Source organism: Variovorax sp. 10N412, assembly GCF_056394985.1.
Genome location: NZ_JBFTIO010000022.1, coordinates 21,769 through 47,852 on the forward strand (window position 1 = coordinate 21,769; position 26,084 = coordinate 47,852).

Genomic DNA, 26,084 nt, shown 5'->3' on the forward strand with positions numbered 1-26,084 from the left:
ACCCATCTGAGAACTTATTTACAGCAAGGCAAAAGGAAATCACATGATTGCCCAGGAACTGGAAGTCAGCTTGCACATGGCCTTCGTCGAGGCCCGGCAGCAGCGCCACGAGTTCATCACCGTGGAGCATCTGCTGCTCGCTTTGCTGGACAACCCGAGCGCCGCGGAAGTTCTGCGCGCCTGCTCGGCCAACGTCGACGACCTTCGGGCGTCGCTCACCAACTTCATCAAGGACAACACGCCGCAAGTGGCGGGTACCGACGATGTAGACACCCAGCCTACGCTGGGTTTCCAGCGCGTGATCCAGCGCGCCATCATGCATGTGCAGTCCACCGGCAACGGCAAGAAGGAAGTCACCGGCGCCAACGTGCTGGTGGCGATCTTCGGTGAGAAGGACTCGCACGCCGTCTATTACCTCCACCAGCAGGGCGTGACCCGCCTGGACGTGGTCAACTTCATTGCCCACGGCATCAAGAAGAGCGATCCGCCGGAAGCCGTCAAGGGCAGCGGCGAAGCTCCCCAAGGCGAAGGCGAAGAGGGCGGCGGCGAACGCAACGAGAAGGCATCGCCGCTCGAGCAGTTCACGCAAAACCTCAACCAGCTTGCCAAGGACGGCAAGATCGATCCGCTGATCGGCCGCGAATACGAGGTCGAGCGCGTCATCCAGATCCTGTGCCGCCGGCGCAAGAACAACCCGCTGCTGGTGGGTGAAGCCGGCGTCGGCAAGACCGCGATTGCCGAGGGCCTCGCCTGGCGCATCACGCAGGGCGATGTGCCCGAGATCCTCGCCGAAGCGCAGGTCTACTCGCTCGACATGGGCGCATTGCTGGCCGGCACCAAGTACCGCGGGGACTTCGAACAACGCCTGAAGGGCGTGCTCAAGTCGCTCAAGGACAAGCCGAACGCCATCCTGTTCATCGACGAAATCCACACCCTGATCGGTGCGGGCGCAGCCTCGGGCGGCACGCTCGACGCGTCGAACTTGCTGAAGCCGGCGCTCTCCAGCGGCCAGCTCAAGTGCATCGGTGCGACCACCTTCACCGAGTACCGCGGCATCTTCGAGAAGGACGCGGCCCTGTCGCGTCGCTTCCAGAAGGTCGACGTGGTCGAGCCGACGGTGCAGGAAACCGTCGACATCCTGAAGGGCCTGAAGTCGCGCTTCGAGGAACACCACGGCGTGAAGTACGCGGTGGCGGCCCTCCAGGCTGCCGCAGAGCTCAGCGCCAAGTACATCAATGACCGTCATTTGCCCGACAAGGCCATCGACGTCATCGACGAAGCCGGTGCCGCCCAGCGCATCCTGCCGCCGAGCAAGCGCAAGAAGACCATCAGCAAGGCGGAAGTCGAGGAAATCGTGGCGAAGATCGCGCGCATTCCCCCGGCGAACGTCAGCAACGACGACCGCGGCAAGCTGCAGACCATCGAGCGCGACCTCAAGAGCGTGGTGTTCGGCCAGGACAAGGCGCTCGAAGTGCTCGCCTCGGCGGTCAAGATGGCGCGTTCGGGCCTGGGCAAGGGCGACAAGCCGATCGGCTCGTTCCTGTTCTCCGGCCCCACGGGCGTCGGCAAGACCGAAGCCGCGAAGCAGCTCGCCTACATCATGGGCATCGAGCTGATCCGCTTCGACATGTCGGAGTACATGGAGCGTCACGCGGTGAGCCGCCTGATCGGCGCGCCTCCGGGCTACGTCGGTTTCGACCAGGGCGGTCTGCTGACCGAAGCCGTCACGAAGAAGCCGCACTCCGTGCTGCTGCTCGACGAAATCGAGAAGGCGCACCCGGACATCTTCAACGTGCTGCTGCAGGTCATGGACCACGGCACGCTGACGGACAACAACGGGCGCAAGGCCGACTTCCGCAACGTCATCATCATCATGACGACGAACGCGGGCGCCGAGACCATGAACAAGGCGACCATCGGCTTCACCAACCCGCGCCAGGCGGGCGACGAAATGGGCGACATCAAGCGCCTGTTCTCGCCTGAATTCCGCAACCGGCTGGACGCCATCGTCAACTTCAAGCCGCTCGACGAAAACGTCATCCTGCGCGTGGTCGACAAGTTCCTGCTGCAGCTGGAAACCCAGCTCGGCGAGAAGAAGGTGGAAGTCACGTTCAGCGACAAGCTGCGCAAGCACCTGGCCAAGAAGGGCTTCGACCCGTTGATGGGCGCGCGTCCGATGCAGCGCCTGATCCAGGACACGATCCGTCGTGCACTGGCCGACGAACTGCTGTTCGGCCGCCTGACCGACGGCGGCCGCCTCGAAGTCGACCTCGACGACAAGGACGAAGTGCTGCTCGACATCCAGCCGCTGCCGAAGAAGGAAGGCAAGTCGAAGCCCGAAGCGGAAGAAGCTGCAACGGGCTGAACGAACCGTGCAATCCGTGGCCAATGAGTCCACGGAGCCGCCTCCAAAGGCCGGTAGCATCACGCTGCCGGCCTTTTTCTTTGGCCGGTGCATCCGCATCGCCGCTTCAACTCGCTTTTGTCTTGATCCTCCCCGTCCTCAGCCCCGAATGGAAAACCGGCCTCTCCCTGGCCTGGAGCGGCTACATTGCCGTGCTGTCGATCTGGATCGTGATGCAGAAGCGCGCGCCGGTGTCCACCATGAGCTGGATCCTGTCGCTGGCGCTGCTGCCGTTCGCAGGCTTCGTCATCTACTACTTCCTCGGGCCGCAGCGCCTGCGCAAGCAGCGCATCAAGCGGCTGCGCAGCCGTGCCAGCGCCTATGCCCAGGCCGACGTCGCGCTCCTGCGCGACGTGGCGCAGAGCGCGCCACCGGCCCTGCAGCAGATGGCACGGCTGGGCACCGCGACCTGCGGGCTGCCGGTGTCCAGCGCCGTCGACGTGGCGCTGCTGTCGGGCGGCGCGCGCACCTTCGACGCCATCTTCGAGGCGGTGCGCGCCGCGCAGAACCACATCCACCTCGAGTACTACATCTTCGAACCCGACAAGATCGGCACCGCGCTGCGCGACCTGCTGGTCGAGCGCGCGAAAGAGGGCGTGACGGTGCGCCTGCTGATCGATGCGCTGGGCTCCAAGCGCATCGGCCGCAAGTTCATGGCGCCGATGCACGAGGCGGGCGTCAAGGTGGCGCTGTTCCACGACACCAAGATCGGCCGCCGCCTGCGCCCGGTGACCAACTACCGCACCCACCGCAAGATCGTGGTGTGCGACGGCCGCGTGGGCTTCACGGGCGGCGTGAACATCACCGACGAGGAAGACAAGCGCACCAACCCCGACGCGTACCACGACGTGCACCTGCGCATCGAGGGCAGCGCGGTGCGCTGGCTGCAGACCACTTTTCTCGAAGACTGGACCTACGCCACCGGCGAAGACCCGCGCGGCATGGACGACACCATGGCTGCGATGCTGCCGCAGCTGGAGGCGGGCGACATTCCGGTGCAGATCGTCACCAGCGGCCCCGACAACACGCTCGAGGCCATCCACCGCGTGCACGTGGAGGCCATCCATTCGGCCACGCACCGTGCCTGGCTCACCACGCCGTACTTCGTGCCGGGTGAGCCCGCGTTGATGGCGCTCACCAGCGCGGCGTTGCGCGGGGTGGATGTGCGCCTGCTGGTACCGCGTCGCAGCGACTCGGCCATCGTGAGCGCCGCGGCGCGCTCGTACTTCGACGAGCTGATCGCCGCCGGCGTGAAGGTGTGGGAGTACAAGGCGCGCATGCTGCACTCCAAGACCCTGGTGGTCGACGACCATTGCGCAATGATCGGCACCGCCAATTTCGACAACCGCAGCTTCCGCCTCAACTTCGAGGTCTGCGCCGTGGTTTATGGTCCGGAACTCGCCCGTCCGCTCGCGGCGCAGTTCGAGACCGACCTGCACAGTTCCGGCGCGGTGCGCGCCCACCGGCCACAGAAATTCTGGCGTCGCCTCGGCGATGCCGTTGCGCGCTTGTTTTCACCCCTGCTCTGAATGAACCACACCTTTCTCTGGCACGACTACGAAACCTTCGGCGCCGTGCCGCGCCGTGACCGCCCCTCGCAGTTCGCCGCCATCCGCACCGACGCCGAGCTGAACGAGGTCGGCGAGCCGATCATGGTCTATTGCAAGCCTGCGCCGGACTACCTGCCCAGCCCCGAGGCCTGCCTGATCACCGGCATCACGCCCCAGGTGTGCCTGGAGCGCGGCATTCCCGAGCACGAGTTCGCCGCGCAGATCGAGCAGGCCTTCTCGCAGCCCGGCACCATCGGCGTGGGCTACAACACCATTCGTTTCGACGACGAGGTCACGCGCTTCCTGTTCTGGCGCAACCTGATCGACCCGTATGCGCGCGAATGGCAGAACGACTGCGGGCGGTGGGACCTGCTCGACGTGGTGCGCCTCACCTACGCGCTGCGCCCCGACGGCATCCAGTGGCCGAAGAAGGAAGACGGCAAGCCCAGCTTCAAGCTCGAAGACCTGGCGCGCGCCAACGGCCTGCTGCACGAGTCGGCGCACGATGCGCTATCGGACGTGCGCGCCACCATTGCGCTGGCCCGGCTGATTCGCGACAAGCAGCCCAAGCTGTTCGACTTTGCCTTCGGCCTGCACAAGAAGGACCGCGTGGCCACCGAACTCGGCTTGCCCGCGATGCGTGAAACGGCCAAGCCCTTCCTGCACGTGTCGGGCATGTTCCCGGTCGAGCGCGGCTGCATCGCCGTGATGTGGCCGCTGGCCAGCCACCCGACCAACAAGAACGAGCTGCTGGCCTGGGACCTGGCGCACGACCCCAGCGAACTGCGCGAGCTCGACGCCGACACGCTGCGCCTGCGACTGTTCACCCGCACCGCCGACCTGCCCGAAGGCATGGTCCGCCTGCCGGTGAAGGGCATTCACCTGAACAAGTCGCCGATGGTGGTGGGCAACCTGCGCACGCTCGCGCCGGCCATGGCCGAGCGCTGGAACATCGACCTCGACGCGGCCATGCGCAACGCCGCCATCGCCCGCGACCTGCCCGACATGAGCGCCATCTGGTCTCAGGTGTACGCGCGTCCGAAGGAGGCCGCGCCCGATGTGGACGAAGACCTCTACGGCGGCTTCGTCGGCAACGCCGACCGCCGCCGCCTGAACCAGCTGCGCTCGCTGTCGCCCGAAGAGCTTGCCAAGGACCGCACCGGTTTCGACGACGGCCGGCTCGACGAGATCCTGTTCCGCTACCGCGCGCGCAACTGGCCCGAGCTGCTCAGCGAAGAGGAAACCGAGCGTTGGGAAGCCCTGCGCGTGGCCAGGCTCTTCAAGGGCGAGGGCGGGGCGCGCACCATCGAGATGCTGTTCAGCGAGGTCGATGCGCTTTCGGAGACCGCCGACGAGCGCGGCGAGGAAATCCTGGGCGCGCTCTACGAGTACGCCGAGGCCATCGCGCCGGAGGCCTGACCCATCGTTTGCCGTGCGACGGGCGACGGGCGCTACAGCTTGATCCCCGCGCCCTTCACCGTCGGCCCCAGCACGTCCACCTGCTCCTTCACGAAGCGGTTGAACATGGCCACCGTCTCCGGCTGGGCCACGATGCCCAGTTCGGTCAGCTTCTTCTGGATCTCGGGCATCACCAGCACTTCGTTGCACGCGGCGTTGAGCCGCGCCACCACGTCCGGCGCAAGCCGGGCAGGGCCGGACAGGCCGAAGAAGTTCTCCAGCACCAGCTTCGGCTGGTGGAGCTCGACCATGGTGGGAACCTCCGGCATCAGCGGCGAGCGCTGCGTGCCCGTTACCGCCAGCGGCACCAGCTGGCCGCTCTTGAAGAACGGCACATAGGACGTGATGACGTCGATGCCGACGGGAATGGTGTTGGCGATCAGGTCGGTGGTCATGGGGGCGCCGCCGCGGTAGGGCACGTGCACCATGTTGAGCCCGGTGGTTTTCTTGAGCAGCTCGCCGTGGATGTGTCCGATCGAGCCCGGGCCGCCCGAGCCGAAGTCCATGCGGCCTTCCTTGCGCGCCATGGCCTCGAAGTCCGCATAGGTCTTCAGGCCGGACGGCTTGCTCGCCATGACCACCAGCGGCGCGGCGCCCAGGTAGGCGACGTGAGTGAAACCCGCGACCGGGTCATAGGGCTGCTTGTCGAGCGTGAAGGGGCCGAGCGCGATCGGCGTGGTGTTCGACAGCATCAGCGTGTAGCCATCGGGCGGCGCCGCCGCAACCTGTGCGCCGCCGATCGTGCCGCCCGCGCCGGGCTTGTTGTCCACGACCACCGGCTGCCCGAGCTTCTTGGTCAGTTGCTCGGCCATCACGCGCGCCAGCACGTCGCTGGAGCCGCCCGGCGGAAATGTCACGACGATCTTGATTGCCCGGTCGGGCCATTGAGCGAAGGCCGGCAGTGCGGCAGACGCGACGCCTGCGGCCAGAAGTTGCAGCGCACTGCGGCGCGTGGGATGAAAGGGGGGCATGGCGTTCTCCGCGGACGGGTAAGAACAGGGCTCTTAGCAGGAATCAGGCCGCCGACTTATGCTGCCCGCATGACCGCTCCAGCCGCCGCGCTCGCCGACTTCGCCACCCGCCACCCCAAGCTCTTCGTGCTCACCGGCGCGGGATGCAGTACCGAGTCGGGCATTCCCGACTACCGCGACGTGAAGGGCGAATGGAAGCGCCCGTCGCCCGTCACCTACCAGGCGTTCATGGGCGAGGAGTCCACCCGCCGCCGCTACTGGGCGCGCAGCCTGATCGGCTGGCCGACGATGGCCGGTGCCCGCCCCGGTGCGGCGCACCGCGCGCTGGCGCAGCTCGAAGCGGCCGGGCGCGTGGGCCTGCTGCTCACACAGAACGTCGACGGCCTCCACGAGGCCGCCGGGAGCCGGGGCGCCATCGACCTGCACGGGCGCATCGACACCGTGCGTTGCATGGGCTGCGAGCGGCGCACCACGCGCGCCGACCTGCAGCTGGCACTGCGCGAGCGCAACCCGCACTGGGCCGCACTCGAGGCCCGCGCCGCGCCGGACGGCGATGCCGACCTTGAAGGCCACGACTTCTCCGCTTTCGACGTGCCCGCCTGCGCCCACTGCGGCGGCCTGCTCAAGCCCGACGTGGTGTTCTTCGGCGAGAGCGTGCCCAAGGAGCGCGTCACGTCCGCCTTCGCGGCGCTCGAAGCAGCCGATGCGGTGCTGGTGGCCGGCTCGTCGCTGATGGTGTATTCGGGCTTTCGCTTCGTGCAGGCTGCGGCCGCGGCGGGCAAGCCTGTGGCGGCGGTGAACCTGGGGCGCACGCGGGCCGACGATTTGCTCACGCTGAAGGTGGAGCAGCCGGTGGGCGAGGCGCTTTCGGCGCTTGCGCAGCAATGGGTGCCCAAGGCGCAGCCCGACAGCGTGAACTGAGGGCGTGCGACAGCGGCTTCAGCTCGCGTTCAGGCCGCGCGCTTCAGCGGCGCCGCATCGGTCTCGTAGTACGCCTGGCGTTCCTCGACAGCGTTCCAGCCGATGATTTCCTTGAATGCCGGCATGGTCGTCTGTCCGCTCGGCAGGCCGTCGACGTCGCCCGTGCGGCGCTCCGACAGCACCTGCAGGTTGGCCTGCAGTGCATGCACGGTGCTCATCAGCGTGACGATCGGGTAGGTGGCAAAGGCCGCCACCGATTCGATCTGCGCACGGCTCAGCTTGGCCATCCACAGGCCCTGCATCAGCTGCAGCGACAGGCGACGGCCGGTAGCTTCCTTCAGCTTCACCAGGTCGTCGTAGCCCTTGAAAGTGCGCGAGATCGGCTGGATCAGGTCGGCGCCGGCCTCGGCGTACTGGCAGGCGCGGTCGATGGCGTCCGAGGGGTCGATGGCGTCGGTGCGCGCCACGATCAGAAAGTCGGGGTCCTGGCGCGCGTCCACCGCCGCCCGGATCTTCGCCACCGCGTCGCGCACCGGCACCAGCGGCATGGTGCTGGCGGCGGCGGGGCAGCGCTTGGGGCTGAACTGGTCCTCGAGCGATATGGCGGCCACGCCGGTCTTCTCGAACTCGCGCACGGTGCGCGCCACGTTGATCACGTTGCCGTAGCCCGTGTCGGCGTCGGCAAAGATCGGCTTCTTGACGATGTTGGCGATGCGGTTCACCACGCCGACGTTTTCCGTCAGCGTGTACAGCTCCACGTCGGGCTGCCCCAGCAGCGAGGCCGAAATGCCGAAGCCGGTGGTGAAGATGCCGTCGAAGCCCGACTGGTCGACGAGCAGCGCCGACAGCGCGTCCTGCGCGCCGGCCATCCAGAAGGTGGGGCCGGAGGTGATGCGCGCGCGCATGGTCTTGCGGACGGACGTTGTGGAAGTCATGGAAAGTCTCCTTGAAAGGGGGATGAGATCAGCGCTTGACGGGGTCGATGTAGCCGCCGAGCGAAACGAACTTCTGGTCCTTGAGTTCCATCAGCGCCACGCCAGTCTGGCCGCGCCGCGCATAGCCGCCCGCGCCCAGCGGCTGGAAGGAAATCTTCGGGCCGATCTTCTGGTCGAAGCTGTTCATCGCGTCGAGCGCGGCCACCACCTTGGCGCGGCTGGGCTCGTTGCCCGCGCGCTTGAGCGCCTCGACCGCCACGGCCGCCGCCGAGTAGCCCATCAGCGCCGTGGACGAGGGCGCCGACTTCGGGTACAGCCTGGTGTAGCGGGTGAAGAAGTCCTTGATGGCCGGGTTGTCTCCCTCCACCGCGTCGTAGTACGAGGCCACGTACAGCTTGGCCGGGCTCTTGCCCAGCAACTCGACGAACTTGGGATCGTTCAGGCCGCCCGCGCCGAACACCGTCGGCTTCCAGCCGAGCTTTTCCGCGCCGCGAAAGAACAGCACCGCCTCCTGGCCCAGCGCGTAGACGATCACCACGTCGGGCTCGGCCTGCTTGAGCTTGAACACCTGCGAGGTGATGTCGGTGGCAAAGCGCTCGAAGCTTTGCGCCTCGACCAGTTTCAGCCCGTGCTTTTCCAGCTGCTTGCCCGCGATGTCGTAGGCCGGCTTGCCCCAGCCGTCGTTCTGGTAAAGCATGGCGATCTTCTTCGCCTTCAGCTTCTCCACCGCGTAGTCGATGTAAGCGGCGGTCTCGGTCGACTGCGGCGAGGGCAGCACGTAGAGCAGTTCGCGCGGCGGCGTGCTCGTCAGGTCGGAGATGCTCAGCGCACCGATGGTCGGCACCTTCTTCGTCGAGCTGTATTCGTAGGCGCTGATGTTGGTGGCGTGGCCGATGTTGCCCACCATCGCGAACACGTTGTCGCGCTCGATCAGCAGCTTGGCGTTGGCCACCGACTTCGCGGGCTTGAGCTCGTCGTCGTAGGTGATGAGCTTGATCTTGCGGCCGTTCACGCCGCCCTGTTCGTTGACCATGTCGAAGTAGGTGCGAATGCCTTCATCGACCGCCTTGCCCATGTAGGCCAGCGTGCCCGACATCGGTTGCGACGAGCCGAGCACGATCTCCTTGTCGAGCACGCCTTCGGCCTTGTTCTCGAAGGCGAAGGCCAGGGGCGGCAGCGCGGCTGCGAAGAGCAGCGCGGCGCCGGTGGCGAGGGCGGTTCGGCGCGGGGCGGAATGGGTCATGGGAATGTCTCCTGTCGTTGATGTGGGGAAATCTGCGTGCGCTTCAGCCGCCCAGGTAGGCGCGGCGAATGTCCTCGTTGCCGGCCAGTTCGGCCGCCGGGCCGTGCATGACGACGCGGCCGGTCTCGATCACGTAGCCTTCGTCGGAAATGTCGAGTGCGATGTCGGCGTCCTGCTCCACGATCAGCAGCGTCAGCCGCTCGCGGTCGCGGATGTCGCGCAGCGTGGAGAAAATGGCGTCCTTCATGATGGGCGCCACGCCCATCGAGGGCTCGTCCAGCATCAGCAGGCGCGGCTTGGCGAGCAGGCCGCGCGCAATGGCCAGCATCTGCTGCTCGCCGCCCGACAGCGTTCCGGCGCGCGAGGTGATGCGCTCCTTCAGCCGCGGAAAGTAGCCCAGCACGCGGTCGATGTCCTCGCGCACCTCGCCGGCCGGGCGGGTGTAGCCGCCGAGCACCAGGTTCTCCTTCACCGAGAGCTGCGCGAACACCATGCGGCCCTGCGGCACGTGCACCACGCCGCGGCGCACCAGCTGCTCGGCGGGCACGTTGGCGATGCTGCGGCCGTCGAACACCGCGGTGCCGCCCGCCACCGGCAGAAGCCCCGAGAGCGCGCGCATCAACGTGGTCTTGCCTGCGCCGTTGGCGCCCAGCACGCAAACAATGCCCGCGGCCGGCACCTCGATCGACACGCCGTGCAGCGCGCGGATCTTGCCGTAGGCGGCGCTCAGGTTGTCCACGCGCAGCAGCGGTTCGCCGCGCTTCATCGGTTCAACGGCGTTTGCCACTCTTGCCTCCTCCGAGATAGGCCTCGACCACGGCCGGGTTCTGTTCGATCTCGCGCGGCGAGCCCTGCGCCAGGAAGGCGCCGTTGTGCATCACTGTGATGGTGTCCGAGATCGACATCACCAGCGGCATGCTGTGCTCGATGAGCAGCAGCGTCGCGCCCGTGGCCTGCTGCAGCCGGCGCAGCGTGTCGCCCAGCGCGTCGATCTCGCGGTTGTTCATACCGGCGGCGGGTTCGTCGAGCAGCATCAGCACCGGCTCCAGCGCCATGGCGCGCGCCAGTTCCACCAGCTTCTGCGTGCCGTAGGGCAGGTCGCGCACCAGCGTGTGGGCGTGCGCGCCGAGCTTGAGGCTGTCGATGATCTGCTGCGTGCGTTCGCGCTGCTCGCGCTCCTCGCGGCGCTGGCGCGGCAGCCGCAGCAGCGCCTCGGCCAGCGTGCAGCGCATGGCGCCCGAGCGTGCGATGAGCACGTTGTCGAACACCGTGAGCTCGGAGAACAGCTCCAGGTTCTGGAAGGTGCGCGCAATGCCCAGGCGCGCGATCTGGTGGGCCTTGCACTTGAGCAGGTCGTGCTCGCCGGTGGCCGTGCGCAGGCGCATGGCGCCCTTTTGCGGCGTGTAGAAGCGGCTGATGCAGTTCAGCATCGTGGTCTTGCCTGCGCCGTTGGGGCCGATCAGCGCGTGCACGGTGCCGGGCATCACGTCGAAGCCGACGTCCTGCACGGCGACGATGCCGCCGAAGCTCATGCGAACGTCGGAGAGCGACAGCACGGGCGCCGTGCCGGGGGCGGCTTGCGGCCGGCTCGTGACGGGCGCGCCGTCGATCAGCGCCCTCATCGCGGCACCTCCGGGCCGGCGGCCGTGTCGGCGCCCGGCAGCTTCTTGCGCTTGAGCAGGCTGGCCAGCCCGTCGGGAAGGAACATCAGCGCCAGGATCATCGCCACGCCGTACAGCGCGCGCTGGAACTGGTCGAAGCCGAAGTAGGTGAGAAGCTGCGGCGCGCCGATGACGAACACCGCGCCCAGCACCGACCCCATGATCGAGCCCAGCCCGCCCACGATCACCATCGACACGAAGCTGATCGACACCATGATGTTGAAGAGCGACGGATCGATGAAGCGCACCACCGGCGCATACAGCGCGCCCGACAGGCCCGTGTAGAACGCGCACACGCCGAAGGCGATGAGCTTGAGTTTGGTGGCGTTGAGCCCCAGCGCGCGCGAGGCCGTCTCGCTGCCCTTGAGCGCGAGGAAGCCGCGCCCGAAGTGGCTCTGCGAAAGGTTGCGCGCAATCCACAGTGCGGCGCCCAGCACCACCGCCACGAACAGGTGGTAGGCCCGCTCGTCGAGCGCAAAGCCGAACAGCGTGGGCCCGGGTGCGCCCATGCCGTTCTCGCCGCCCGTGAGCTCGCCGCCCGATTTGGCGACTTCCACGGAGATCATCACGAAGCCCAGCGTGGCGATGGCCAGGAACACCTCTTCCAGGCGCAGCACCGGCAGCGCCAGCAGCACGCCCACCACCGTGGCCACGGCCGCCGCGATGAGCATCGACAGCACCAGCGGCACGCCGAAGTGCGTGGTGAGAATGGCGCTGCCGTAGGCACCGATGCCGAAGAACACCGCGCCGGCCATCGAGATCAGGTTGGTGTAGCCCGTGAGGATGTTGGTGCCGAAGGATGCGAGCGTGTAGATCAGCACCAGCGTGAAGATGTAGAGCACGTAGCCGCCCGGAACGAGCGGCGCGAGCACGAACAGCGCAATGAATACCAGCGGCGCCAGCCAGGGCCGCGAATCGAAGATGCGTGTCATGGGTTGCTTCCTCAGACTTTCTTGACCTGGCGCCGTGCCAGCAGCCCGTGCGGGCGCAGGATCAGGATGGCCAGCATCACGATGAAGGGCACCGCGTCCTTCCATTCGGAGGACAGGTAGGCGCCGGTGAGGTTGGAGGTCACGCCGATGATCACGCCGCCCAGCAGCGCGCCCGGCATGCTGCCGATGCCGCCGAGCACCGCCGCCGCGAAGGCGAAGTGCAGGGCGCTCTGCATCATCGAGAAATGCACGAAGGTCAGCGGCGCGATCAGCAGGCCCGCGGCCGCCGCGATGACGTGCGACAGCGCCCAGGCCAGCGCGTAGATGCGCTTGATGGGAATGCCCATGAGCCGCGCAGCCGTGGGGTTCTCCATGGTCGCCTGCATCGCGATGCCCAGCCGCGTGAAGCGGAAGAACGCGAACAGCGCCCCCGCCAGCGCCGCGCACACGCCCACGATGCCCAGGTCGATGCCCGAGACGATCACGCCGCCCACGTCGATGGGCGCGGCGGGGAACACGCTGGGCAGCTCCTGCGTGTCCTTGCCCCAGAGCCAGATGGCGAGGTCGCCGAAGATCAGGAACAGGCCCAGCGTGCAGATGGCCGACGACAGCAGCGCCTTGCCGATGAAGCGCCGGATGATGAAGCGCTCGATCAGCATGCCCAGCGCTGCGCCGAACAGCAGCACCAGCGGCACCACGGCCCACATCGGCAGGCCCAGGCGCACCAGCGTGTACGCGACGAAGGCCGACAGCATGGCCGCCTCGCCGTGCGCGAAGTTGAGGATGCCGGTCGCCTTGAACACCATCACGATGCCCAGGGCGATCAGCCCGTAGATGGCGCCCAGGGCGACGCCGCTCACGATCATCTGGAGCATGCGGTGCGCTCCGGGCTCAGGCCGACGCGGGCTGCGTGCCCTGCGCCAGCCTTGCCTTGAGGTAGGGAATGAAGCCGCCGGCCTCCAGCGTGCCGCGCTCCACCGAAGACAGGCGCTCGAAAGGCAACTGCTTGCCGCTGCCCACGTGGGTCACGGTGCTGGCGTCCCAGTCGACCTTCAGTTCGTCCCAGCGCGTGGTGATCTCGCGGATGCCGGGGCAGGTGATGAGCGGAAAGCCCATGCTGATCTCGCCGCGAAAGAACCCTGGCGAAAACGACTCGGCAATCACGCCCGCCACGCCCAGGTGGCGCATGGCGCGCATCGCAGGGTAGTGCGGGTGGCCGTAGCCGAAGTTGTGGCCGCCCACCAGCAGGTCGCCCTTTTTCACCGAGGCGGCGAAGCCGGGGTCGTAGCTCGTCATGGTGACGGCGGCCAGCTCGTGGATGTCGGTGATCTTGATGTTCTTGATGCCGACGATCAGGTCGATGTCGAAGTCGTCTTGCTCGAAGATCCAGGCCGCGCGGCCGTGCAGGTTGGGCATGCTCATGCGGCGCTCCCTTGGAGGGCTTCGGCCTTTGCCCTGTCCCTGGCGGCCTCGGCGAGGTAGGGGCGGGGATCGGCAATGCAGCCTTCGAGCGCGGAGGCCGCCACCACTGCCGCGTTGCAGATGAAGATTTCCGAATCGGCGCTGCCCATGCGGCCCGGCGTGTTGAGCGTGCCGGTGGACACGGCGCGCTGGCCGTCGGTCATGGTCGCGATGCGGCCGTAGCAGTAGTCGCAGCTCGACGAACTGATGAAGGCACCCGCGTCCACCAGTGTGGAAATCAGTCCTTCCTTGGCGGCCTGCGACATGATGGCCTGCGAGGTCGGCACCACGTGCAGCTGGAAGCCCGGCTTGATGCGGCGCCCGCGCAGCACGTCGGCTGCGGCGCGCAGGTCTTCGAGCCGGCCGCTGGCGCAGGAGCCGAGGTAGCCCGTGTGCACTTCGAGGCCCGCGTACTCGCTCAGGTCGCGCGTGTTCGCGGGGCTCGGCGGCGCCACGACGATGGGGGTGAGCTCGCTCACGTCGATGGTCACTTCGCGGTCGTACACCGCGTCGGCGTCGGGGTAGACCGGGTCGAGCGCGATCTTCGAGCGGCCCGCGGCGTAGGCCAGCGTCTTCTCGTCGGGCGCGATCAGCATGGTGGTCGCACCCAGGAACATGGCCTGGCCGCAGATGGTCTGGCGGCCTTCGATGCTCATTTCTTCGATCACCGGCCCGCACAGCTCCACCACCTTGAAGCGGCACGACGACGGCCCCAGCACGCGCACCATGTGGTGGAACACGTCGCGCGCCATCACGCCGGGCTGCAGCGTGCCGGTGAGCTCGATCTTCACCGTGCCGGGCACGGTGAGGGCCATGGTCTCGCTCACGAAGGTTTCCAGCACGCTCTTGCGCGCGCCCATGGCCAGCGTGCCGAAGGCGCCGAGCTGGCTCACGTGGCCGTCGAAGTGCACCGCAAAGGCGCCCGGCGTGGCGTAGCCCAGTTCGGCCGACACCTGGTGGCCGATGCCTTCGCGCTCGTGCACCGGCACGCCCTGTTCCTTGCCCCAGGCGCGCGTGACCTTGTGCAGCTCTTCTTCCTTGGGCGCGGTGGCCGGCACCATGTGGTCGATGAAGAGCACGAAGCGCTCGGGGCTGGGCACCTTGTCCACGCCGAACTCCTCACGGGCTTCCTTGAAGAACACGTCGGTGTAGCCGGGGAAGTCGTAGGCAATCACGAAATCGGGGCGGGCCAGCACTTCGTCGCCGGGGCGAACGCTGGAACGTCCGGCCACGCGGGCCAGGATCTTCTCGGTCATCGTCTGGGGCATCTGCACTCCTTGGGTATCCACAATGTGGCGACATGTGTTGTCGTCTCCCATGAATTACAGACGGGCAAGCCCTGGGCTCCGGATAGGGTTGACCCTTAAATATCCACAATGTGGATGCAATATAAAGCGACACCCAAGTGACAAAAGACGGAGGGCATACATGGCAGACAAAGAATCGCCACAAGGTGAGAACGCACGCACCGGCACGCAGAGCATCGAGCGCGTGGTCGGCATGCTCCGCGTGGTGGCGTCGCGCGGGCGGCGCGGCATGCGGATCGGTGAAATAGCGGCCACCAGCGGGCTGCCGCAGTCGACCTGCGCGCGCATGCTGGCGCGGCTGGAAATCGAAGGCCTGGTTGCACGCGACGTCGCCACGCGCAAGTACTTCCTGGGGCCGCTGCTGCATGAACTCGGGCTGCTCGCGCGCCCGCGCTACCGGCTCAGCGACCTGTGCGACGGCGCGCTGCACCGCCTGGCCGACCTGACGCAGGACACGCTCTACCTCAGCGAGCGCAGCGGCATGGAGGCGGTGTGCACCAACCGGGCGCTGGGCGACTTCCCGATCAAGGCGATGCCGCTGGACATCGGCATCCGCCGCCCGCTGGGCGTGGGCGCGGGTGGGTTGTCGATGCTGTGCGCCATGCCCGAGGCGGAGGCCGAAGCCATCATCCGGGCCAACGGGCACCGCTACGAGAAGTTCGCCTCCTTCACGGCCGACTTTCTGCGCGAGGCGGTGGCGCAGGGCAGGGCACAGGGCTATGCGTTTCTCGACAGCGCGGTGACGCCGGGCACGGGTGCGATCGGCATCGCGTTTCCTGCGGAGAACCCCGTGGGCGCGATCAGCATCGCGGCCATCTCGGGGCGGCTCGGGGCGGACCGGCGCGAGGACATGGCCCGCGAACTGCGCCGCGAGGTGCGAAAGATCGAATCGGCGCTGCTCGGCACGGCCGCTTCGGTGGCCGCCGACGAGGCCTGACTTTCAGCCCGGACCGTCTGCCCGGACCTTCAGCCCGGACCTTCAGCCCTGGCTTTCAGCCCTGGCGCTGCGGCGTCATCCAGTTCGTCGCGCCGCCGCGCCCCGCCAGGTGCAGGCTCGCCGTGGCCGCGGGCGTTTCGGCCAGCAGCCGCCCCTTGCGGAACACCTTGAGCCGCGTGGCGCGCAGGCGAATCGCCTCGACCGGGTCGCGCGCCTGCAGCAGCACGAAGCTGGCCTCGCAGCCCGCCGCGATGCCGTAGCCCTCCAGGTGCATCACGCGCGCCGCGTTCGTGGTCACGGCCTCGAAGCACTGGCGAATGCCGGCCTGGCTCGTCATCTGCGCCACGTGCAGGCCCATGTGCGCCACCTCGAGCATGTCGCCCGAGCCCATGCCGTACCAGGGGTCCATCACGCAGTCGTGGCCGAAGGCGACGTTCACGCCGGCGGCCATCAGTTCGGGCACGCGCGTCATGCCGCGGCGCTTGGGGTAGGTGTCGTGGCGGCCCTGCAGCGTGATGTTGATGAGCGGGTTGGCAATGACCGCGACGCCGCTTTGCGCGATGAGCGGCAGCAGCTTGCTCACGTAGTAGTTGTCCATCGAGTGCATCGAGGTGCAGTGCGAGCCCGTCACGCGGCCCTGCAGGCCCAGGCGCTGCGCCTCGAAGGCCAGCGTCTCGATGTGGCGCGAGAGCGGGTCGTCCGATTCATCGCAGTGCATGTCGACCAGCTTGCCGCGCGCAGCCGCCATTTCGCACAGCAGCCTCACGCTGGCGGCGCCGTCGGCCATGGTGCGTTCGAAGTGCGGAATGCCGCCGACCACGTCCACGCCCCGGTCGAGCGCGCGCTCGATGTTCTCGACGCCACCGGCAGAACGCAGCATGCCGTCCTGCGGGAACGCGACCAGCTGCAGGTCGAGGTAGGGCGCCACCTGGCGCTTGACCTCCAGCAGCGCATCGACCGCCAGCAGGCTCGGGTCGCTGGTGTCCACGTGCGTTCGCACGGCCAGCAGGCCCTTGGCCACCGCCCAGTCGCAGTACGCCAGGGCACGCTCGATGAGCGCGTCGGGCGTCAGCAGCGGCTTCAGCTCGCCCCACAGCGCGATGCCTTCGAGCAGCGTGCCGCTCTGGTTGACGCGCGGCAGGCCGTAGCTGAGCGTGGCGTCCATGTGGAAATGCGGGTCGACAAAATGCGGCGAGAGCAGCAGGCCCTGCGCGTCGATGGTCTCGTGCGCCGGGGCGGCCAGGCCTTCGGTGACTTCGGCGATGCGCCCGTCCTGCACGGCGATCGACATGCCGGTGCGGCCGTCGGGGAGGGTGGCGTTGGTGATGAGGAGGTCGAGCATCGTGGGGGTCTCTGGAGGACGGGGTGATCGGTATTTTCCGCCGCGATCGGCGCTTGGCTTACGGGCAGTTCATGCGCGCAGCGCGCGTCAACGCGTCCTCTGCGCCCGGTACCGGTACTGCCCCGGCGCCGGTCCGACTTCGATCGTCACGCGCCGCAGCTTGTTGTCGTGCCCCGAGTCGGCCTTGGCGGTCACGACGATGCCGCGCGGCGTGGCGCGGCAGGTCAGCCCCGACAGCGCGACTTCCGCATGGTCGTTGTCGAGCTCGGCAATGGCGACGGTGTGCTCGGCATGCAGGCCGCCGTTGGCGTCGCGAGTCATCCATTGCACGTACAGGAACGACTGCGCGTACTGGTCGGCATGCACCACGCGGAAGGTGCCCTGGCGGTCCTTTCCCCAGGTGCCGCACAGCTGCACCCAGCTGACCGAGTCGGGCGTCTTGAAGGTGTCGTAGCTGTAGTCGCTGCCCAGCGCATGGGCGCCGGTGCCGCACAGCGTCAGCAGCGCGGCGAGCAGCGTGGTGGCGGTTGTCTTCATCGTCAACGTTCCCCCTTGCGGTAAGGCTTCATCAGCGCCTGCGGATAGCTGGCCTTGCGGGCCACCAGCACCAGCGCCAGGATCGACAGCAGGTACGGCAGCATCAGGTAGAGCTGGTAGGGCAGCACGGCGTCGCCCGATTGTTGCAGCCGCAGTTGCAACGCATCGAAGAAGGCGAACAGCAGCGCGCCCAGCAGGGCCTTGCCAGGCCGCCACGAGGCGAACACCACCAGCGCGACGCAGATCCACCCGCGGCCGTTCACCATGTTGAAGAAGAAGGCGTTGAAGGCCGACAGCGTGAGGAACGAGCCGGCCATGCCCATCAGCGCAGAGCCCGCCACGATGGCGCCGGTGCGCGTGGCTGCCACCGACACGCCCTGGCTCTCGGCCGCCTGCGGGTTCTCGCCGGCCATGCGCAGCGCCAGGCCGAGCGGCGTGCGGTACAGCACCCAGCCGACCACCGGCACCAGCAGCAGCGCGAAGAGCGTGAGCGCGGTCTGCGCGTTGAGGATCGGAATCGGCAGCCAGTCCATCGGCGCAAAGGGCGTGATGGTGGGCGGCGTGTTCACCTTCGGAAAGCTCACGCGGTAGCCGAAGTAGCTCAGCGAGGTCGCCAGCAGCGTGATGCCCAGGCCCGACACGTGCTGCGACAGCGCAAGCCCGACCGTGAGAAAGGCGTGCAGCAGGCCGAACACCATGCCGGTGAGCGCTGCCACGCCCACGCCCATCCACAGGGGCGCGCCCATGTACACGGCGAGCCAGCCGGTGAAGGCCCCCGCGACCATGATCCCTTCGATGCCGAGGTTGAGCACGCCCGCGCGTTCGCACAGCAAGACGCCCAGCGTGCCGAGGACGAGCGGCGTGGCGATGCGCAGCACCGCGACCCAGAAGGCGGGGTTGGAGAGGATGTCGAGAAGGTCGGTCATGGCGCGTTTCTCCCTCCCCCTTTGGGGTAGGGTTGGGGTAGGGGCAAGCGGCGCTCGTGGTGGAGGCCGATGCCCCCATCCCAACCTTCCCCCGGGAGGGGAAGGGGCAAGACAGACGATGCGAAGGCTTTGGGCATTTCGGTCATGGCGCGTTTCTCCCTCCCCCTCTGGGGGAGGGTTGGGGTGGGGGCACTCGGCGCTCGTGGTGGAGGCCGATGCCCCCATCCCAGCCTTCCCCCGGGAGGGGAAGGGGCAAGGCCGAAGATGCGAAGGCTGCGCTCATTGCTTCATCCTCACCCGGTACTGCGTGAGCAGCGTCGCCACCAGCACCGCGATCAGCGAGGCCGCCACGATCACGTCCGCGATGTACGTCGGCACGCCGACCGCGCGGCTCATGGTGTCGGCGCCGACCAGCACGCCCGCCACGAACACGCCGGCCGCGATCACGCCCAGCGGATGCAAGCCCGCCAGCATCGCGATGACGATGCCGGTGTAGCCGTAGCCCGGCGACATGTCGAGCGTGACGTAGCTCGTGCGGCCGGCCACCTCGATGGCGCCCGCCAGCCCGGCCAGCGCGCCCGAGAGCAGCGCCACCACCACCACGGTGCGCGTCACCGGCACGCCCGCGAACGCCGCGGCGCGTGCGTTGGCGCCCACGGCGCGAATGTCGAAACCCAGCACCGTGTACTTGAAGACGGCCCACACCATCACCGCGAGCGACACGGCCCACAGCAGCCCGGTGTGCACGCGCGTCTGCGCAATGAGCTTGCCCAGTTCCAGGTCTGGCTGCAGCGACACGCTCTGTGGCCAGCCCATGGCGCTCGGGTCTTTCATCGGTCCGTCGAGCAGGGCCGACACGCCCAGCAGCACGATGAAGTTGATCAGCAGCGTGGTCACCACCTCGTCGACGCCCAGCTTGTTCTTCATCAGCGCCGGGCCCAGCAGCATGAGCGCGCCCGCCACGGCTGCCGCCAGCATCATGAGCGGGAACAGCAGCCATGGCGACAGCCCGAAGCCCGTGCCGCCGTGCATGCCGCCCACGGCGACCGCGGCCAGCGCGCCCGCGTAGAGCTGGCCTTCGGCACCGATGTTGAAGAGCCGCGCCTTGAAGGCGACCGTGGCGGCCAGCCCCGTGAGGATCAGCGGAATCGCGCGTGTCAGCGTCTCGCTCCACGCGAACACCGAGCCGAAGCCGCCCTGCAGCAGCAGCGCATAGGTGCGGCCGACCGGCGCACCGGCCCACAGCACCAGCAGCGCGCTGACCGCCATGGTGAAGACGACCGCGCCGATGGGTGCCAGCAGCAGCGCGGCGCGTGAGGTTTCGTGGCGTCGTTCGAGCCGCATCATGGCGCGGCTCCCTTGGCTTGAGTTGCCGTTGCGCCGGCCATCGCCAGGCCGATGGCTTCGCGCGTCCAGGCCGCGGCCGGCCGTGCATCGCCCAGGTGCCCGCCGTGCATCACCGCCACGCGGTCGCCGAGCGCGAGCACTTCGTCGAGGTCGTCGGAAATCACCAGCACCGCCGCGCCGGCGTCGCGCGCGGCAATCAGCTGCTGCTGCACGTAGGCGACCGCGCCGATGTCCAGGCCCCAGGTCGGCTGGTGCGCAACGATCAGGCGCGGGGCGCGGTTGGGGTACTTCTTGTTGTCGCCGCCGTTGGTGGCTTCGGGCTGCTCGGGCGCCAGCAGGGCGCGCCCCAGAATCAGTTTCTGCATGTTCCCGCCGGAGAGCGAACGGGCCGGCGCCATCAGGCCGGCACCGCGCACGTCGAACGCCTTCTCGATGCGCCGGGCATGCAGGCGGGCGGCGGCGCGCTTCACGATCCACGACCAGCGCGAGAACACCGGGCTGCGCAGGCGCTCGGACACCGCGTTCTCCCACACCGGCAAGTCGCCGACCACGCCGACCGCATGGCGGTCTTCGGGAATGCGCGCCACGCCGCGCTGCACCAGCCGGGCGGGCGAGGGCGGCAGGGCACGGCCCATCAGTTGCGCGGTGCCCGACACGGCGCGGCGCGTGCCGCACAGCAGCTCGGCCAGCGCCACCTGCCCGTTGCCGGAGACGCCCGCGATGGCGGTGATTTCGCCGGCGCGCAGCGTCAGCGACACCTCGCGGAGCCGGTCTTGTCCGCCGTCCTTGGCCGACGCGGTGCTCACGTGGTCGAGCACGCAGACCGCATCGCCCACGCGCTGGGCCGGCCGCCGCTGCGGCGCCTCGACCGCATGCCCGACCATCCACCGCGCCAGCTGTGCCTGCGTGGTGTCTGCCGTGCGCGCCTCGGCGACCAGCTTGCCGCCGCGCAGCACGGCCACGCGGTGCGACACGCGCAGCACCTCGCCGAGCTTGTGGCTGATGAAGATGACCGACAGGCCCTGCGCCACCATCTGCGCGAGCGTGGCGAACAGCGCCTCGCTCTCCTGCGGCGTGAGCACGGCGGTCGGTTCGTCCAGGATCAGGATGCGCGCGCCGCGGTACAGCGCCTTCAGTATTTCCACCCGCTGGCGCTCGCCCACCGAGAGGCTGCCGATCTTCGCGTCGGGCTGCACCGGCAGGCCGAAGCGCCGCGCCACGTCGAGCAGACGCTCGCGCGCGGCCGCGCGGCGCGACACCGGGCGCCACAGCGGCTCGGTGCCCATCATCACGTTGTCGAGCACGCTCAGGTTGTCGGCCAGCGTGAAGTGCTGGTGCACCATGCCCACGCCGGCGGCGAGCGCGGCCTTGGGGTTGCCCGGGGGCAGGGGCGCGCCGAAGACCTCGATGCCGCCTTCATCGGCGACGTAGTGGCCGAACAGGATCGACATCAGCGTCGACTTGCCCGCGCCGTTCTCGCCGAGCAGCGCAAGCACCTCGCCGGCCTGCAGGTCGAGGGAAATGGCGTCGTTGGCGACCAGGCTGCCGAAGCGCTTGGTGATGCCTGCGAGCAGGAGCACGGTGGTGTTCATGGAGGGGAGGGCACGGGATCTCCGAGCTCGCGGCAAAAGTTGTCGATGGCCCGCGCCGTGGCGAGCGGCGCCGCTTGCAGCAGGCCGTGCGGACCTTCGAAGCGCTCGAGGCGCAGACCCGGCAGTGCACGCTGGATCACGCGGGCCGCCTGGGCGGGAACGATGCGGTCCTGCATGGCCTGCAGGTACATCGAGGGTACGCGCACCCTCGCCAGCTTGTCGACCACGTTCACCCGCTGCACCTCCTTCATGCGGTGCGCCATGACGGCGCCCGACACCTTCTGCAGCGAGCCTTGCAGCAGCCCGGCGAGATGCGGGTCGGCGAAGCGGCCCAGCAGCAGGTGGCGCATGGGTGCGCGCATGGCGCTCAGGTGCAGCAGCTTCATCGTCAGCCCGAGCAGGCCGCCGCGCAGCAGCGCCAGCCCGGGCGAGGGGCTGCGGGCGAAGCTGCAGCACAGGACGAGGCCGCGCAGGCCCGGGGGCGGCGCGGCCGCGATCGAGATGGCCAGCGGGCCCGAGAACGATTCGCCGAGCAGCACGAAGGGCTGGCCTTCGGGCAACTGCGCGCGCACGAGCGGTTCCAGTTCGGCATAGCCCTGCGGCTGGGTGCCCGAATAGCGCACCACGTCGATGTCCGCGTCCGGCCCCATGGCCGCCTTCAGCGGCTCGAACAGATCGCCCGTGCCGTCCATGCCCGGAAGCAGGACGAGTCGGACGGGTCGCATGGCGCGAGGGGGCGCCGCCGTCACTTCCAGGCGGCGAGGAAGGCCAGCATGACCTTGGCGGAGTTGTCCGCCGCGATGCTCATGAAGGTGCCCATCTCGTTCTCGCCGTCGCCGCCGCCCGCAAGGTCGCTGAGCGAGCGGAAGGCGATGTAGGGCACGCCGTTGCTGTAGGCGACCATGCCCACCGCCGCGGTCTCCATGTCGAGCACGTTGGCCTGGAAGGTCTTGTAGGTGTATTCGCGGTAGGCCTTGTTGTCCATGAAGGCCTGGCCCGACACGCCGTTGCCGCCCACCACCAGCTGGGGCTTGCGCGGCAGGCACTTGCCGGCGCCGCAGTTGGCCAGCTCGACGTTGCGGATGCTGCGCGCCACCTCGAGCATCTTCGGATCGGCCTCGAACCAGAACTTGCGAACGATCTCCGGCTTGGCCGCCGAGCGTACTTCGACCGGGCGCGGGAACATCATTCCGAAATTGGGCAGCGTGGCGTCGGTGATGAAGGGCGGGGCGCTGAACTTGCCCGGCGCGGTCTCGCGCGCCATCAGCACCTCGAGGTACTGGCCCCATTGGGCCGGCACCGTGACGTCGCCCACATGCAGTTGCGGGTTCACGCCGCCGGCAATGCCGCTGAACACGATGTTCGTCACGCGAAAGCGGTTGAGCACCAGCTGCGTGTTCATGGTCGCGTTCGTCATGCTGATGCCCGAGAGGAACAGCACCACCGGCTTGCCTTCGAGCGTGCCGGTGGTGAACGCAACGCCGTTCACGCTGTGCTTCACCGGGCCCTGCAGGCGCGTGAGCAGCAGCTTGAGCTCGGGCTCGAAGGCCGAGAGCACCGCGATGCGCGGTGTGTCGTCGAGCCGCGTGCTGCTGTTGATGCTGACGACGTCGGACCGGTAGACGCCGGCGCAGCCCGTGAGCATGGCGGCGATGAACGCGGCGGACAACGGACCGCGAAGGCGCTGGAGCAAGGAAGTGTTCGTCATGAGTTCGTGGGCGGAAGTTGAGGGCGATGCGCGGCATCGGGCGTGACTATCCAGGCCTGCAGCGCCGCGATGCGCGGATGCTTGGGAGCCAGGCCGACGAAGGTGGTGTACGCGGCCAGCGCCTTGGCGTCGTTGCCGGCCTGCAGGTAGGCGTCGCCCAGGTTCAGGTAGGCCAGCGCGCGGCTGCCGTCCATGTCGATGGCCTGCTCGAACCAGCGTGCGGCTTCCACCGGCTTGCCGCGCTTGAAGTACACGAAGCCGAGGTTGTTGGCGGCCAAAGCAAACTTCGGCTGCAGTTTCAGCGCCTCGGTGAACGCGGCTTCGGCTTCGTCGTAGCGGCGCTCGCGGTACAGCTGAAGGCCGCGGTCGTTGGCGCGCTGGGCCGCCACGCGGGGCAACACCGGCGCGGCGGCCGGCATGGTGAGCTTGGCGTCGGCGCCTTCCAGGTTCTTCACGACCACCTCGATGGCGGCCGGGGCGGCTGCACCGGCTGTACCGGCTGCACCAGCTGTACCAGCCTTCGGCGCCTTGGCGGCCTGCACGGCATGCACCGCCTGCTCGTTGGCCTCGTCGATGCGCTTGTTGACCTGGCTGGCGGCGGCGTCGAGCTGCAGGCTGTCGCCGCTGAGGCCTTCGCGCTCCGCGGGCAGCTCGAACACGAACTCGCCGCCCTCGGAGCCCGGCAGGCTGCCGAAGGCCGGCGTCTGCCGGGCGATGGCGGACACCGCCGGCGCCACGTAGGCCGCGAGTTCGGTGCCCGTGATGACGCCGTCGCCGTTCAGGTCGGCCTTGCCCGACAGCGCCTGCAGCATGGTCCAGGTGAAGACCGAATGGCCGCCGGGGCCGTCGTCGGCCACCTGCTGGTCGGCGCCGCCCGCGGTGAGCATCTGGCGGCCGATGCGCCGCGCGTTGTCGCTCAGGAAGTTCTTGCTGCCCTGCGGCGCACCCCCGCGTGTGAGGCCCAGCCCCGAGTAGCAGGCGTCCACCAGAAACAGCACATGCTTGGCCGACAGCGCCTCGGCCACTTCCTGCAACTGCGGCATCGAGATGGCATCGGAGGCAAGGTCGTCCAGCTGCGCGTCGACCGGCACGATGTAGCCCACGTCGCGCCCGCTGGCGAGCTTGCGGGTGCTGCCGTGGCCGGCGAAGAACACCAGCACGCGGTCGTCGCGTTTCACGCGCTTGTTGTCGGTGAGCTTGTCGTTCAGCGCGCGCAGGATGTTGGCGCGCGTGGCGTCGCCGTCGTACAGCGCCGTGACGTTCTCGGGCTTGAAGCCGAAGCGCGTGACCAGCAACTGCTCCATCGACTTGGCGTCGGGCACCGCATGGTGCAGGCCGGGCCACTTGGCGTACTTGTCGATGCCGATCACCAGCGCATGGCTCTCGCGGTAGAGCGTGTCGCCCGCGGCGGCCACGCCGTCGTCGGGCGCCGGGCGCTTGGGCGCGTTGACGACGAACTTACCGTCGCGCCAGGTGGCGAAGCGGTAGCCGTCGGCCACCAGCTGGTCGAGCACCGTGGGCAGCGCCTGCACGGTGCGGCCCTGGATGTCGTGGAACAGGATCACGCCGCGCTTGGCCTTGTCGACCTCGGCCAGCACGCGGTCGGCGATCGACTTGGGCACCGGGTCGGCCCAGTCCATCGAGTCGACGGTCCAGAGCATCGAGCGCAGCTTGAGCGCCTCGACCGTGCTGAGCTTGTCTTCGTTGCGCGCGCCGTAGGGAAAGCGGAACAGCGTGGACTGCGGCCGGCCGGTGGCGTCGAGCAGCGCCTCGGTTTCCGTGGCCTCGGTGCGCACCGCGTCATCGCTCATCTTGGCCATCATGCCGTGGCTGAAGCTGTGGTTGGCCAGCGTGTGGCCCGCGGCCAGCACGCGCCTGGCGACCGCGCCGTTGGCGCCCAGCTGCGCCTTGCCCTGCGCGTCGAGCTTGCCCAGGTTCTGGCCCAGCTCGAAGAAGATGGCCGGCGCGTCGTAGCGCTTCAGGATCTCGAGGATCTCGTCGGTGTGCTTCGCATGCGGGCCGTCGTCGAAGGTCAGCACCACGGTCTTGGGCGGCAGCGAGGTGCCGAAGATCTCGCGGGTGTCGCCGCCTTCCTTTTCCTTGGCGCCGCCTGTGGGCAGTGTGTAGGGCACGATGGTGCCGAAGTCCTTGAGGATCTGGTCGCGCGAATACAGGCCCTGCAGCTTGGCCACGTAGTCGGCCCATTTTTCGCGTTGGGGCTCGATGCCGCGTTGCGCGAAGCGGCCGAACACGTCCTTGAGTTCGCGGTCGTAGGCCTGCTCGATCTCGGCGAGCACGGCCAGGTCTTCGCTGGCGCGGCGGCCGAGCTTGAGGCCGGGCAGCGATTGCGCCTGGCCGTAGCGCGTGCTCAGCTCGCCCAGAAACTCCTTGAACGCCAGGCGGTCCGCGTCGAACCAGCTTGGCTCGCTCTCGATGCGGTCCAGCAGCGCGTTCAGTGCCGGCACCGTGGCCGGGTCGGTCATTTCGCCGGCCTGGGCGATCAGTGCGCGCTGGCGCTCCTGCATGTCGTGGAACAGCATCTGCCCGACCGCGCTCACCGCGCGCTTGTCGGCTGCGCCAAGTGCACGTTCGCCGGTCATCAGCACGACCATCTGGCGGTGCGCGGCCAGCAAGGCATCGGCGCGCTCCTGCAGGGCGGCCGGAATGCCGACCGGCGCCGCTGCCGCAGCCGGCGCAGTGGGTGCAGGGGCCGAAGCTGCCGGCGCAGGCGGTGCGGCAGCCGCCACCGGGGCGGCCGTGCCCGCCGGCTCGCGCTCACACGCGGCCAGCCCGATCGTCAACGCCGCGACAGCCACGGCTTGGCCTGCGATCTGCCATCGCGAACGTTTCAT

22 protein-coding genes are annotated in these 26,084 nt (G+C 68.4%); 5 read left to right on the forward strand and 17 right to left on the reverse strand.

All coding sequences use genetic code 11. The features are described from left to right. The first annotated feature begins 43 nt into the window (after positions 1-43). The 3 genes from clpA (at position 44) to sbcB (ending at position 5,373) form a co-directional block, all read left to right on the forward strand. Positions 44-2,365, forward strand: coding sequence for an ATP-dependent Clp protease ATP-binding subunit ClpA (gene clpA / locus AC1DJH_RS30435; protein WP_478188255.1), 2,322 nt, complete (start codon positions 44-46; stop codon positions 2,363-2,365). A gap of 122 nt (positions 2,366-2,487) precedes the next feature. After that, on the forward strand, positions 2,488-3,933 hold the full coding sequence (gene cls, locus AC1DJH_RS30440; protein WP_478188256.1) for a cardiolipin synthase: 1,446 nt from the start codon (positions 2,488-2,490) through the stop codon (positions 3,931-3,933). After that, the gene (gene sbcB, locus AC1DJH_RS30445) at positions 3,934-5,373 is read left to right on the forward strand and encodes an exodeoxyribonuclease I (RefSeq protein WP_478188257.1); all 1,440 of its coding nucleotides are present in this window, start codon (positions 3,934-3,936) and stop codon (positions 5,371-5,373) included. It begins immediately after the preceding gene. A 32-nt stretch (positions 5,374-5,405) separates the two neighbouring features. Here the strand turns inward: sbcB and AC1DJH_RS30450 are convergent, their stop codons facing one another. Beyond that, positions 5,406-6,383: a Bug family tripartite tricarboxylate transporter substrate binding protein gene (locus AC1DJH_RS30450; RefSeq protein WP_478188258.1), complete on the reverse strand. Its 978-nt coding sequence runs from the start codon at positions 6,381-6,383 to the stop codon at positions 5,406-5,408. Positions 6,384-6,452: 69 nt separating this feature from the next. Between AC1DJH_RS30450 and AC1DJH_RS30455 the strand changes: the two genes are divergently transcribed. Beyond that, positions 6,453-7,304 carry an NAD-dependent protein deacetylase gene (locus AC1DJH_RS30455; protein WP_478188259.1) on the forward strand — a complete coding sequence of 284 codons (852 nt, stop codon included), beginning with the start codon at positions 6,453-6,455 and terminating at the stop codon, positions 7,302-7,304. A gap of 29 nt (positions 7,305-7,333) precedes the next feature. Here AC1DJH_RS30455 and AC1DJH_RS30460 read toward each other — a convergent pair whose 3' ends face one another. Genes AC1DJH_RS30460 through AC1DJH_RS30495 form a run of 8 tightly spaced genes read right to left on the reverse strand, consistent with a single transcriptional unit; the run spans position 7,334 to position 14,804 of the window. Beyond that, on the reverse strand, positions 7,334-8,239 hold the full coding sequence (locus AC1DJH_RS30460) for an isocitrate lyase/PEP mutase family protein (protein WP_478188260.1): 906 nt from the start codon (positions 8,237-8,239) through the stop codon (positions 7,334-7,336). A 28-nt stretch (positions 8,240-8,267) separates the two neighbouring features. Further along, positions 8,268-9,482, reverse strand: coding sequence for an ABC transporter substrate-binding protein (locus tag AC1DJH_RS30465; RefSeq protein WP_478188261.1), 1,215 nt, complete (start codon positions 9,480-9,482; stop codon positions 8,268-8,270). A gap of 43 nt (positions 9,483-9,525) precedes the next feature. Then, positions 9,526-10,269: an ABC transporter ATP-binding protein gene (locus AC1DJH_RS30470; protein ID WP_478188262.1), complete on the reverse strand. Its 744-nt coding sequence runs from the start codon at positions 10,267-10,269 to the stop codon at positions 9,526-9,528. Beyond that, positions 10,253-11,104, reverse strand: coding sequence for an ABC transporter ATP-binding protein (locus AC1DJH_RS30475; protein WP_478188263.1), 852 nt, complete (start codon positions 11,102-11,104; stop codon positions 10,253-10,255). Before AC1DJH_RS30475 ends, AC1DJH_RS30470 begins: the two co-directional genes overlap by 17 nt. Beyond that, positions 11,101-12,075 (reverse strand): branched-chain amino acid ABC transporter permease, encoded by a 975-nt coding sequence (locus AC1DJH_RS30480; protein WP_472112474.1) that lies wholly within the window; start codon positions 12,073-12,075, stop codon positions 11,101-11,103. Before AC1DJH_RS30480 ends, AC1DJH_RS30475 begins: the two co-directional genes overlap by 4 nt. Positions 12,076-12,086: 11 nt before the next feature. Beyond that, positions 12,087-12,950, reverse strand: a complete 864-nt coding sequence (locus tag AC1DJH_RS30485; RefSeq protein WP_472112471.1) for a branched-chain amino acid ABC transporter permease — start codon at positions 12,948-12,950, stop codon at positions 12,087-12,089. A 16-nt stretch (positions 12,951-12,966) separates the two neighbouring features. After that, positions 12,967-13,497, reverse strand: a complete 531-nt coding sequence (locus AC1DJH_RS30490; protein WP_478188264.1) for a LeuD/DmdB family oxidoreductase small subunit — start codon at positions 13,495-13,497, stop codon at positions 12,967-12,969. Beyond that, positions 13,494-14,804 carry a 3-isopropylmalate dehydratase large subunit gene (locus tag AC1DJH_RS30495; protein WP_478188265.1) on the reverse strand — a complete coding sequence of 437 codons (1,311 nt, stop codon included), beginning with the start codon at positions 14,802-14,804 and terminating at the stop codon, positions 13,494-13,496. Before AC1DJH_RS30495 ends, AC1DJH_RS30490 begins: the two co-directional genes overlap by 4 nt. Positions 14,805-14,964: 160 nt before the next feature. On the opposite strand from AC1DJH_RS30495, the gene AC1DJH_RS30500 reads away from it, so the two are divergent. Beyond that, positions 14,965-15,780, forward strand: coding sequence for an IclR family transcriptional regulator (locus AC1DJH_RS30500; protein ID WP_478188266.1), 816 nt, complete (start codon positions 14,965-14,967; stop codon positions 15,778-15,780). A gap of 55 nt (positions 15,781-15,835) precedes the next feature. On the opposite strand, the gene AC1DJH_RS30505 is transcribed toward AC1DJH_RS30500, so the two are convergent. From AC1DJH_RS30505 to AC1DJH_RS30540, 8 genes are all read right to left on the reverse strand, one after another. Beyond that, positions 15,836-17,122, reverse strand: a complete 1,287-nt coding sequence (locus AC1DJH_RS30505) for an amidohydrolase family protein (protein WP_478188267.1) — start codon at positions 17,120-17,122, stop codon at positions 15,836-15,838. Between the two features lie 87 nt (positions 17,123-17,209). After that, entirely contained in the window at positions 17,210-17,659 is a 450-nt protein-coding gene (locus tag AC1DJH_RS30510) for a hypothetical protein (protein WP_478188268.1), read from the reverse strand. Positions 17,660-17,661: 2 nt separating this feature from the next. After that, the gene (locus AC1DJH_RS30515) at positions 17,662-18,585 is read right to left on the reverse strand and encodes an ABC transporter permease (protein WP_478188269.1); all 924 of its coding nucleotides are present in this window, start codon (positions 18,583-18,585) and stop codon (positions 17,662-17,664) included. A 279-nt stretch (positions 18,586-18,864) separates the two neighbouring features. Further along, the gene (locus AC1DJH_RS30520; protein ID WP_478188306.1) at positions 18,865-19,929 is read right to left on the reverse strand and encodes an ABC transporter permease; all 1,065 of its coding nucleotides are present in this window, start codon (positions 19,927-19,929) and stop codon (positions 18,865-18,867) included. Beyond that, the gene (locus AC1DJH_RS30525; protein ID WP_478188270.1) at positions 19,929-21,524 is read right to left on the reverse strand and encodes an ABC transporter ATP-binding protein; all 1,596 of its coding nucleotides are present in this window, start codon (positions 21,522-21,524) and stop codon (positions 19,929-19,931) included. The genes AC1DJH_RS30520 and AC1DJH_RS30525 overlap by 1 nt, the downstream gene beginning before the upstream one ends. Next, a complete protein-coding gene (locus AC1DJH_RS30530) occupies positions 21,521-22,249 on the reverse strand; it encodes an alpha/beta fold hydrolase (RefSeq protein WP_478188271.1) in 729 nt (242 codons plus the stop codon). The genes AC1DJH_RS30525 and AC1DJH_RS30530 overlap by 4 nt, the downstream gene beginning before the upstream one ends. A 20-nt stretch (positions 22,250-22,269) precedes the next feature. Further along, the gene (locus tag AC1DJH_RS30535) at positions 22,270-23,232 is read right to left on the reverse strand and encodes a 5'-methylthioadenosine/S-adenosylhomocysteine nucleosidase (protein ID WP_478188272.1); all 963 of its coding nucleotides are present in this window, start codon (positions 23,230-23,232) and stop codon (positions 22,270-22,272) included. Beyond that, complete coding sequence (locus AC1DJH_RS30540; protein ID WP_478188273.1) at positions 23,229-26,084, reverse strand: polysaccharide deacetylase family protein; 2,856 nt, start codon at positions 26,082-26,084, stop codon at positions 23,229-23,231. The genes AC1DJH_RS30535 and AC1DJH_RS30540 overlap by 4 nt, the downstream gene beginning before the upstream one ends.

What these genes read in the sequence shown, in the direction of transcription:
- AC1DJH_RS30480 (WP_472112474.1), bottom strand. Translation starts at nt 12,075, where the DNA reads ATGACACGCATCTTCGATTCGCGGCCCTGGCTGGCGCCGCTGGTATTC.
- AC1DJH_RS30455 (WP_478188259.1), top strand. Translation starts at nt 6,453, where the DNA reads ATGACCGCTCCAGCCGCCGCGCTCGCCGACTTCGCCACCCGCCACCCC.
- AC1DJH_RS30475 (WP_478188263.1), bottom strand. Translation starts at nt 11,104, where the DNA reads ATGAGGGCGCTGATCGACGGCGCGCCCGTCACGAGCCGGCCGCAAGCC.
- AC1DJH_RS30530 (WP_478188271.1), bottom strand. Translation starts at nt 22,249, where the DNA reads ATGCGACCCGTCCGACTCGTCCTGCTTCCGGGCATGGACGGCACGGGC.
- clpA (WP_478188255.1), top strand. Translation starts at nt 44, where the DNA reads ATGATTGCCCAGGAACTGGAAGTCAGCTTGCACATGGCCTTCGTCGAG.
- AC1DJH_RS30495 (WP_478188265.1), bottom strand. Translation starts at nt 14,804, where the DNA reads ATGCCCCAGACGATGACCGAGAAGATCCTGGCCCGCGTGGCCGGACGT.
- sbcB (WP_478188257.1), top strand. Translation starts at nt 3,934, where the DNA reads ATGAACCACACCTTTCTCTGGCACGACTACGAAACCTTCGGCGCCGTG.
- AC1DJH_RS30460 (WP_478188260.1), bottom strand. Translation starts at nt 8,239, where the DNA reads ATGACTTCCACAACGTCCGTCCGCAAGACCATGCGCGCGCGCATCACC.
- AC1DJH_RS30510 (WP_478188268.1), bottom strand. Translation starts at nt 17,659, where the DNA reads ATGAAGACAACCGCCACCACGCTGCTCGCCGCGCTGCTGACGCTGTGC.
- AC1DJH_RS30450 (WP_478188258.1), bottom strand. Translation starts at nt 6,383, where the DNA reads ATGCCCCCCTTTCATCCCACGCGCCGCAGTGCGCTGCAACTTCTGGCC.
- AC1DJH_RS30505 (WP_478188267.1), bottom strand. Translation starts at nt 17,122, where the DNA reads ATGCTCGACCTCCTCATCACCAACGCCACCCTCCCCGACGGCCGCACC.
- AC1DJH_RS30535 (WP_478188272.1), bottom strand. Translation starts at nt 23,232, where the DNA reads ATGACGAACACTTCCTTGCTCCAGCGCCTTCGCGGTCCGTTGTCCGCC.
- AC1DJH_RS30490 (WP_478188264.1), bottom strand. Translation starts at nt 13,497, where the DNA reads ATGAGCATGCCCAACCTGCACGGCCGCGCGGCCTGGATCTTCGAGCAA.
- AC1DJH_RS30515 (WP_478188269.1), bottom strand. Translation starts at nt 18,585, where the DNA reads ATGACCGACCTTCTCGACATCCTCTCCAACCCCGCCTTCTGGGTCGCG.
- AC1DJH_RS30500 (WP_478188266.1), top strand. Translation starts at nt 14,965, where the DNA reads ATGGCAGACAAAGAATCGCCACAAGGTGAGAACGCACGCACCGGCACG.
- AC1DJH_RS30540 (WP_478188273.1), bottom strand. Translation starts at nt 26,084, where the DNA reads ATGAAACGTTCGCGATGGCAGATCGCAGGCCAAGCCGTGGCTGTCGCG.
- AC1DJH_RS30465 (WP_478188261.1), bottom strand. Translation starts at nt 9,482, where the DNA reads ATGACCCATTCCGCCCCGCGCCGAACCGCCCTCGCCACCGGCGCCGCG.
- AC1DJH_RS30525 (WP_478188270.1), bottom strand. Translation starts at nt 21,524, where the DNA reads ATGAACACCACCGTGCTCCTGCTCGCAGGCATCACCAAGCGCTTCGGC.
- AC1DJH_RS30520 (WP_478188306.1), bottom strand. Translation starts at nt 19,929, where the DNA reads ATGCGGCTCGAACGACGCCACGAAACCTCACGCGCCGCGCTGCTGCTG.
- AC1DJH_RS30485 (WP_472112471.1), bottom strand. Translation starts at nt 12,950, where the DNA reads ATGCTCCAGATGATCGTGAGCGGCGTCGCCCTGGGCGCCATCTACGGG.